The organism is Mycobacterium sp. E3339 (assembly GCF_001666915.1).
Lineage (GTDB): Bacteria > Actinomycetota > Actinomycetes > Mycobacteriales > Mycobacteriaceae > Mycobacterium.
Genome location: NZ_LZIZ01000250.1, coordinates 1 through 8,384, shown reverse-complemented (window position 1 = coordinate 8,384; position 8,384 = coordinate 1). Strand labels below are relative to the sequence as shown.

Genomic DNA, 8,384 nt, shown 5'->3' with positions numbered 1-8,384 from the left:
TCCCACCCGGGGAGGTCGTTGGTGGTGACGATCAGCACGGCGGGCCTCCTGGTCACAGCGAAAACGGGCGGTTAGTCCCGTGAGACTAACCGCCCGTTTTCGGTAACCGCTAGGGCGTTTCCGGAGCCGCGTGCGCTCCGGCCTTCGCCAGGTCCGGCTCGGCCGGCGGCTTGCGCGTCCCGGTGAAGGTGAACACCGCGTCCTCGCCGGCGCTCTCGCCGTCCCAGTTGTCCACGTCGACCGTGACGATCTGGCCCGGCCCGACCTCCTCGAAGAGGATCTTCTCGGACAGCTGGTCCTCGATCTCGCGCTGGATGGTGCGCCGCAACGGACGGGCACCCAGCACCGGGTCGAAGCCGCGCTTGGCCAGCAACGCCTTCGCCTTGTCGGTCAGCTCGAGGGCCATGTCCTTGGCCTTGAGCTGCTTGCCGACGCGCTCGACCATCAGGTCGACCATCCGGATGATCTCGTCGCGAGTCAGCTGGTGGAAGACGATGATGTCGTCGATGCGGTTGAGGAACTCCGGGCGGAAGTGCTTCTTCAGCTCGTCGTTGACCTTCTGCTTCATCCGCTCGTAGTTGTTCTCACCGCCACCCTGGGTGAAGCCCAGGCCGACCGGCTTGGAGATGTCGGACGTGCCGAGGTTCGAGGTGAAGATCAGCACGGTGTTCTTGAAGTCCACCGTGCGGCCCTGCCCGTCGGTGAGCCGGCCGTCCTCGAGGACCTGCAACAGGCTGTTGTAGATCTCCTGGTGGGCCTTCTCGATCTCGTCGAACAGCACCACGGAGAACGGCTTGCGGCGCACCTTCTCGGTGAGCTGGCCGCCCTCCTCGTAGCCGACGTATCCCGGCGGGGCGCCGAACAACCGCGACGCGGTGAACCGGTCGTGGAACTCGCCCATGTCGATCTGGATGAGCGCGTCGTCGTCGCCGAACAGGAAGTTGGCCAGCGCCTTCGACAGCTCGGTCTTACCGACACCGGACGGGCCGGCGAAGATGAACGAGCCCGACGGGCGCTTGGGGTCCTTCAACCCGGCGCGGGTGCGGCGGATCGCCTTGGAGACGGCCTTGACGGCGTCCTCCTGGCCGATGATCCGCTTGTGCAGCTCGTCCTCCATGCGCAGCAACCGCGTGGTCTCGGCCTCCGTCAGCTTGAACACCGGGATGCCGGTCCAGTTGCCCAGCACCTCGGCGATCTGCTCGTCGTCGACCTCGGCGACCACGTCGAGATCGCCGGAGCGCCACTGCTTTTCGCGCTCGGCCCGCTGGGCGACCAGGGTCTTCTCCCGGTCGCGCAGGCTGGCGGCCTTCTCGAAGTCCTGAGCGTCGATCGCGGACTCCTTTTCGCGGCGCGCGTCGGCGATCTTCTCGTCGAACTCACGCAGGTCTGGCGGCGCGGTCATCCGGCGGATCCGCATCCGGGCGCCCGCCTCGTCGATCAGGTCGATCGCCTTGTCGGGCAGGAACCGGTCGTTGATGTAGCGGTCGGCCAGGGTGGCGGCGGCCACCAACGCCGCGTCGGAGATCGACACCCGGTGGTGCGCCTCGTAGCGGTCGCGCAGGCCCTTGAGGATCTCGATGGTGTGCTCCACCGTCGGCTCCCCCACCTGGACCGGCTGGAAGCGGCGCTCCAGGGCGGCGTCCTTCTCGATGTACTTGCGGTACTCGTCGAGTGTGGTCGCGCCGATGGTCTGCAGCTCGCCGCGGGCCAGCTTGGGCTTGAGGATGCTCGCGGCGTCGATCGCGCCCTCGGCGGCCCCGGCACCGACGAGCGTGTGCAGCTCGTCGATGAACAGGATGATGTCGCCGCGGGTGTTGATCTCCTTGAGCACCTTCTTCAGCCGCTCCTCGAAGTCACCGCGGTAGCGCGAGCCGGCCACCAGCGAGCCGAGGTCAAGCGTGTAGAGCTGCTTGTCCTTCAGCGTCTCCGGAACCTGGCCGTGCACGATCGCCTGCGCCAGGCCCTCGACGACGGCGGTCTTGCCGACGCCGGGCTCGCCGATCAGCACCGGGTTGTTCTTGGTGCGGCGGCTGAGCACCTGCATGACCCGCTCGATTTCCTTCTCGCGGCCGATGACCGGGTCGAGCTTGCCCTCCATCGCGGCGGCCGTCAGGTTGCGCCCGAACTGGTCGAGCACCAACGAGGTGGACGGGCTGCCCGATTCGCCGCCTCGGCCACCGGTGCCGGCCTCCGCGGCCTCCTTGCCCTGGTAGCCGCTGAGCAGCTGGATGACCTGCTGACGCACCCGGGTCAGTTCGGCGCCGAGCTTCACCAGGACCTGGGCGGCCACGCCCTCGCCCTCGCGGATCAGGCCCAGCAGGATGTGCTCGGTGCCGATGTAGTTGTGGCCGAGCTGCAGCGCCTCACGCAGGCTCAGCTCGAGAACCTTCTTGGCGCGCGGGGTGAAGGGGATGTGGCCCGACGGCGCCTGCTGGCCCTGGCCGATGATCTCCTCGACCTGGCTGCGAACGCCCTCCAGCGAAATGCCCAAGGACTCCAGCGACTTCGCCGCGACGCCCTCGCCCTCGTGAATCAGACCCAACAGGATGTGCTCGGTGCCGATGTAGTTGTGGTTGAGCATCCGGGCCTCTTCTTGCGCCAGGACGACGACCCTGCGGGCACGGTCGGTAAATCTTTCAAACATCGCCTGCTACCTGCTCTCCCTCACATCGGTACAAGCCTGTTAGTGGCCCACCGGCCCCCGTTGGGGCCGGCTCGCGTACCTGCCATCCACTGTAATGGTCGGTCTGCCAGGGGGCATAACCTTGCGGTCCCTTGCTGTTCAAGGCCCGCCGGCCCGTCTCGGGCAATCTCCCCTGTGATTACAGCGCCGTACTTGGAGCAACGTGGCCGGGCGCCAATTGGTTTCCTTCGGTCGCGGCTGATTCTTTCGCGGCCAGCGAACGACAAACCGGCGCCCAGGCCTGTGCGGCCCGGACGCCGGTGAGAGGTTTCCTTAAGTGGCCGCGTGGAAGGCGTCGATGACGTCGGCCGGGATGCGGCCGCGCGTCGACACGTTGTGGCCGTTGCGGCGGGCCCATTCGCGGATCGCCGCGCTCTGCTCACGGTCGATCGCGCCACGACCACGACCGGAGCCCGAACGCCCGCGCCGCCGCCCGCCGACCCGGCGACCGGCTTCCACCCACTGCTTCAGGTCGTTGCGGAGTTTGGCGGCATTCTTCGACGAAAGGTCAATCTCATAGGTAACCCCGTCAAGCCCGAATTCGACCGTTTCGTCGGCTGCGCCGGCACCGTCGAAATCATCGACCAAGGTGACGGTCACTTTTTTCGCCATTAGCTTATCCTCGCATTTCGTCCTGAGCAGTTGCTGAGCAGTTTGGGTGAGCCTCCCCGGGTCACCAATCTGCCATAACAACGCAGCATACTCAATCCGGCCGCGAGGCGCACAGTTGCACTTTTCAAGTGGAGTGCGGCCGAACAATCGGGAACAAAACTGTCTCTCGAATTGACAGGCCAGTCAAAGTCATCAACAACCGATCGATACCCATTCCCGTTCCGGTGCACGGGGGCATCCCATACTCGAGGGCGGCGAGAAAATCTTCGTCGAGCACCATGGCTTCGTCGTCGCCGGCCGCAGCCGCCCGCGCCTGTGCGGCGAATCTCTCCCGCTGCACCACCGGGTCGTTCAATTCGGAATACCCGGTGGCCAGTTCGACCCCGCGAATGTAAAGGTCCCACTTCTCGGTGACCCCCGGGATGCTGCGGTGCTGGCGCGTCAAAGGCGTTGTCTCGACGGGGAAGTCCCGCACGAAAGTGGGCGCGGTCAGCGTATTGCCCACCGTGTGCTCCCAGAGCTCCTCGACGAGCTTGCCGTGTCCGTAGCCCCGGTCGGTGGGCACCTCGAGCCCCAGCCGATGCGTGATGGCCCACAGCCGCTCGACCGACGTCTCGGGGGTGATCTCCTCCCCGAGCGCCGCGGACAGCGACGGGTACATTTGAATCGACGCCCATTCTCCGTCTATGTCGTAGACCGTCCCGTCGGGCAGGGGTAGTTGTCTGGTTCCGATCGCCTCATCGGCGACCTCTTGAATAAGCTCGCGCGTGACGACTGCCGAATCGTCATAGGTTCCGTAGGCCTGGTAGGTCTCCAACATGGAAAATTCCGGAGAATGCGTGGAATCCGCGCCTTCGTTTCGGAAGACGCGATTAACTTCGAAGACCTTGTCGAAACCACCGACGATGCAGCGCTTGAGGAACAGTTCGGGTGCGATCCGCAGGTAGAGATCGATGTCCAGCGCATTAGAATGCGTGACGAACGGCCGCGCCGCCGCGCCGCCGGCCAGCGTCTGCAACATGGGCGTTTCGACTTCGAGAAACCCGCGCCGTTCCAGCGCGTTGCGGATCGCGCGGACCACCGCGATTCGCTGCCGCGCCACCGTGCGGGCCTGCGGCCGGACGATGAGGTCGACGTAGCGCTGCCGCACCCGCGCCTCTTCGCTCATCTCCTTGTGCGCCACCGGCAGCGGCCGCAATGACTTGGTCGCGATCTGCCACGAATCGGCGAGTACGGACAATTCGCCTCGACGTGAGCTGATCACGTTGCCGTGCACGTAGACGATGTCGCCGAGGTCGACGTCGGCTTTCCACGCGTCCAGCGATTCCCGGCCGACCTTGTCGAGGCTGAGCATCACCTGCAGGGTGGTGCCGTCGCCCTCCTGGAGTGTCGCGAAGCACAATTTGCCGGAGTTGCGCGCGAAGATCACCCGGCCCGCGATGCCGACGACGTCGTCGGTCGCGGTGTCGATCGGCAGGTCGGGGTGCTCGGCGCGCACCTGGGCCAGCGTGTGGGTGCGTTCGATGGCGACCGGATAGGGTTCCCGACCCTCGGCCAGCAGGCGAGCGCGCTTGTCCCGGCGGATGCGGAACTGCTCGGGCAGGTCCGCGGCTGCGTCCTCGCTGGCGTCACTCACGACGTGCCAGCTTAAATGACCTCGCGGAGCGGCTCTTACCGGCGGCCCGCCGAGATTGCCGTCAGGGTCGTTGTTCCGGCCGCAACCACGACCGCTGGGGCAATCTCGTCGCAGGGATACTCAGCGCGCGGTCTTCAGCCGGCCGCGCTGGGCGTCCCGGTTGCGTTCGAACACCAGCCGCAGCCCCTGCAAGGTCAAGTGCTGGTCGTAGTGGCTGGGCGTGTGCAGCTCGGGCAGCAGCAGGGGTGCCGTGTGCCCCGTCGCCACCACGGCGACGTCGTCGCCGGCGAAGCCGTCCACGTCCTGGCGGATGCGCCCGACCAGCCCGTCGACCAGACCGGCGAAGCCGAACACCGCCCCGGCCTGCATGCATTCAACCGTGTTCTTGCCCACCACCGAACGCGGGCGGGACAACTCCACCCGGCGCAGCGCCGCGGAGCGCGCCGCGGCGGCGTCCGACGACACCTGCACGCCCGGGGCGATCGCGCCGCCGAGGAACTCCCCCTTGGCCGACACGACGTCCACGCAGATCGAGGAGCCGAAGTCGATGACGATGGCTGCGCTCTGGAATCGGTGAAAAGCGGCCAGGCAGTTGACGATTCGGTCTGCGCCCACTTCTTTCGGATTGTCCACCAGCAGCGGGATGCCGGTGCGCACACCCGGCTCGATCAGCACGTGCGGCACCGACGGCCAGTACTGGTCGAGCATGATCCGCACCTCGTGCAGCACCGACGGGACGGTGGACAGGGCGGCGGCCCCGGTCAGCCGCTCGGAGTCGTCGCCGATCAGCCCGTCAATGGTCAGGGCCAGCTCGTCGGCGGTCACCTCGGACTCGGTCCGGATCCGCCAGTGCTGCACCACCTTCGCGTGCTCTTTCGACCCGGAGATCAACCCAACGACGGTGTGGGTGTTGCGGACGTCGATCGCCAGCAGCACGGCTACCGCGCAACGATTCGGGGATCGAGTAACTCGGCGGCGTCGGCGGGCACGAACGCCGGGTCGTGGCCGAGGTCGATCGGCTTGTTGTCGGCGTCGACGAACACGATCCGCGGCTCATACGACCGGGCCTCCGCCTCTTCCATGGTGCCGTACGCGATCAGGATCACCAGATCGCCCGGGTGCACGAGATGCGCTGCGGCGCCGTTGATTCCGATCACCCCGCTGCCGCGTTCCCCGGTGATCGCGTAGGTGACCAGGCGGGCGCCGTTGTCGATGTCGACGATGGTCACCTGCTCGCCCTCGAGGAGGTCGGCGGCGTCCATCAGGTCGGCGTCGATGGTCACCGAGCCGACGTAGTGCAGGTCGGCCTGAGTGACGGTGGCGCGGTGGATCTTCGACTTGAGCATCGTCCGTAACATCAATTCCTCCAATGTGATTGGGCGAGTCCGTCCGGCCCCACGGGTGCCGGCGAAGTTTCGATCTCGATCGCGATGTTGTCCAGCAGCCTGGTGGTGCCCAGGCGGACGGCAACGAGCAGCCTTGCGGTTCGGTTGCCCCGCAACGGGCCGAGCTCCGGGTCGCGCAACTCGAGGTAGTCGACGGTGAGGTCGGGCACCGCGTCGAGCACCGCGCGCGCCGCGTCCAGCGCGGCCCGCGGCCCCGCGTCGGCGGCGTGCGCCGCCGCGGTCAACGCCGCCGACACCGCCACGGCCGCCTCGCGCTGCGCCGGGTCGAGGTAGCGGTTACGAGACGACATGGCCAGCCCGTCGGCCTCGCGGACGGTGGGTACGCCGACCACCGTGACGTCGATGTTGAGGTCGGCGACCATCTGCCGGATCAGCACCAGCTGCTGATAGTCCTTCTCGCCGAAGAACACTCGGTCCGGGCGCACGATCTGCAGGAGTTTGCACACCACGGTCAGCACGCCGGCGAAGTGGGTCGGTCGCGGACCGCCCTCCAGGTCGGTGGCCAGCGGGCCGGGCTGCACGGTGGTGCGCAGGCCGTCGGGGTACATCGCCGCGGCCGTTGGCGCGAACACGATTTCGACGCCTTCGCCGCGCAGCAGCGCCACGTCGTCGTCCAGGGTCCTGGGGTAGGCGTCGAGGTCTTCGCCGGCGCCGAACTGGAGGGGGTTGACGAAGATCGAGACGGCCACCACCGAGCCCGGCACCCGCTTGGCCGCGCGCACCAGGGCGAGGTGACCGTCGTGCAGCGCGCCCATGGTGGGCACCAGCATCACCCGGCGGCCGGTGTGGCGCAGCGCGCGGCAGACGTCCGCGACGTCGCGCGGGCGGGAGTACACGTTGAGTTCGCCGGCGTTGAACGCGGGCGCGTTGCCTGGCCTCATCCCGCCAGGACCTCGACGACGTCGGCGGGAGCGTGGGCGCGCCGGGCCGTCCGCAGCGCGTTCACCCGGTAGGCCTGGGCCAGTTCCGGGTCGACCCGGTTGAGCGCGGCTAGATGCCCGGCGACCGCGGCCGCGTCACCGCGCGCGACCGGACCGGTGAGCGCGGCCTGCCCGCGTTGGAGGGTGTTCTCCAGCGCGGCCCGGGCCAGCGGCCCGACGATGCGTTCGGCGATGCCGCCCGGGGAGTCGTCGACGGACTGTTGCCCGAGCAGTTCGCTGCCGCGCAGGGCCGCCCGCAACGCCTCGAGCGCGTCGGCGAGCACCGTCACGAGGTGGTTGCCTGCGTGCGCCAGGGCGGCGTGGTAGAGCACCCGCGCCTCTTCGCGCACGCAGAACGGTTCACCGCCCATTTCCAGCACGAGCGACTGCCCGATCGCGTAACCGACCTCGTCGGCCGCGGTGATCCCGAAGCAGGTGTCGGGCAGCCTGCTGATGTCCTCGTCCGATCCGGTGAACGTCATCGCCGGGTGGATCGCCAGCGGAATGCAGCCGTCCCGGGTCAACGGCTCCAGGATGCCGACACCGTTGGCGCCGGAGGTGTGGACGACGATCGTGCCCGGGCGCACCGACGAGGTCGCGGCCAACCCGGACACGAGGCCGGCCAGTTCGCTGTCCGGGACGGCCAGCAGCAGCAGCTCCGCGGCGGCGGCGACGTCCGGTGGGGGCATGACCGGGGTGTCGGGCAGCCGGCGCTGGGCGCGCTGCCGCGACGCGTGGGAGATGGCGCTGCACGCGACCACGACGTGGTCGGCGCGCTCCAGCGCGACACCGAGCGCGGTGCCCACCCGGCCGGCCGAGATGACTCCCACCTTGAGCCTGGCCGGGCGCAAACCGTCGAACTGCACCATCGCAGACGACCTCACAGATTTATTCGTTCGTTCCGGTCCCACCGCGTGGGTACCGTTCGGTCACTAAAACTGTAGTCGATCAGGGCGCCAAGCCCAATGTGAGGAAGCTCCCAGCTCAGCTGCCGCGGCTATTCACGTCTGCGGCGGCGGCCACCCTCGGACGGCTGGACCTGCAACCGCGCCAACAGCTCGGCAACCGACTGACCGCCGGTGGGCGCGCCGTCGCCCGGACTATCGGCGCCCGGCGCCAACGGGTCC

General features: G+C 68.0%; 7 protein-coding genes and 1 pseudogene. All 8 read right to left on the bottom strand.

All coding sequences use genetic code 11. The features are described from left to right. Positions 1 to 109: 109 nt before the first annotated feature. Positions 110 to 2,644: an ATP-dependent protease ATP-binding subunit ClpC gene (clpC1, locus tag A5702_RS24080; protein WP_067819718.1), complete on the bottom strand. Its 2,535-nt coding sequence runs from the start codon at positions 2,642 to 2,644 to the stop codon at positions 110 to 112. A gap of 312 nt (positions 2,645 to 2,956) precedes the next feature. Next, on the bottom strand, positions 2,957 to 3,295 hold the full coding sequence (gene lsr2 / locus A5702_RS24075) for a histone-like nucleoid-structuring protein Lsr2 (RefSeq protein ID WP_003875617.1): 339 nt from the start codon (positions 3,293 to 3,295) through the stop codon (positions 2,957 to 2,959). A 124-nt stretch (positions 3,296 to 3,419) separates the two neighbouring features. After that, complete coding sequence (gene lysS, locus A5702_RS24070) at positions 3,420 to 4,931, bottom strand: lysine--tRNA ligase (RefSeq protein ID WP_068224450.1); 1,512 nt, start codon at positions 4,929 to 4,931, stop codon at positions 3,420 to 3,422. A gap of 120 nt (positions 4,932 to 5,051) precedes the next feature. Next, the gene (locus A5702_RS24065; protein WP_067902401.1) at positions 5,052 to 5,867 is read right to left on the bottom strand and encodes a type III pantothenate kinase; all 816 of its coding nucleotides are present in this window, start codon (positions 5,865 to 5,867) and stop codon (positions 5,052 to 5,054) included. A 2-nt stretch (positions 5,868 to 5,869) separates the two neighbouring features. Next, the gene (gene panD, locus A5702_RS24060; RefSeq protein WP_067791239.1) at positions 5,870 to 6,289 is read right to left on the bottom strand and encodes an aspartate 1-decarboxylase; all 420 of its coding nucleotides are present in this window, start codon (positions 6,287 to 6,289) and stop codon (positions 5,870 to 5,872) included. Next, the gene (gene panC / locus A5702_RS24055) at positions 6,289 to 7,218 is read right to left on the bottom strand and encodes a pantoate--beta-alanine ligase (protein ID WP_055399821.1); all 930 of its coding nucleotides are present in this window, start codon (positions 7,216 to 7,218) and stop codon (positions 6,289 to 6,291) included. The genes panD and panC overlap by 1 nt, the downstream gene beginning before the upstream one ends. After that, positions 7,215 to 8,126: a Rossmann-like and DUF2520 domain-containing protein gene (locus A5702_RS24050; RefSeq protein ID WP_055399823.1), complete on the bottom strand. Its 912-nt coding sequence runs from the start codon at positions 8,124 to 8,126 to the stop codon at positions 7,215 to 7,217. The genes panC and A5702_RS24050 overlap by 4 nt, the downstream gene beginning before the upstream one ends. 128 nt (positions 8,127 to 8,254) lie before the next feature. After that, a pseudogene (locus tag A5702_RS27085) lies at positions 8,255 to 8,384 on the bottom strand (hypothetical protein); the annotation flags it as partial.

Excerpts from the sequence above, each read along its gene's own strand:
- lsr2 (WP_003875617.1), bottom strand. The coding sequence starts at position 3,295 with ATGGCGAAAAAAGTGACCGTCACCTTGGTCGATGATTTCGACGGTGCC.
- A5702_RS24050 (WP_055399823.1), bottom strand. The coding sequence starts at position 8,126 with ATGGTGCAGTTCGACGGTTTGCGCCCGGCCAGGCTCAAGGTGGGAGTC.
- clpC1 (WP_067819718.1), bottom strand. The coding sequence starts at position 2,644 with ATGTTTGAAAGATTTACCGACCGTGCCCGCAGGGTCGTCGTCCTGGCG.
- panC (WP_055399821.1), bottom strand. The coding sequence starts at position 7,218 with ATGAGGCCAGGCAACGCGCCCGCGTTCAACGCCGGCGAACTCAACGTG.
- panD (WP_067791239.1), bottom strand. The coding sequence starts at position 6,289 with ATGTTACGGACGATGCTCAAGTCGAAGATCCACCGCGCCACCGTCACT.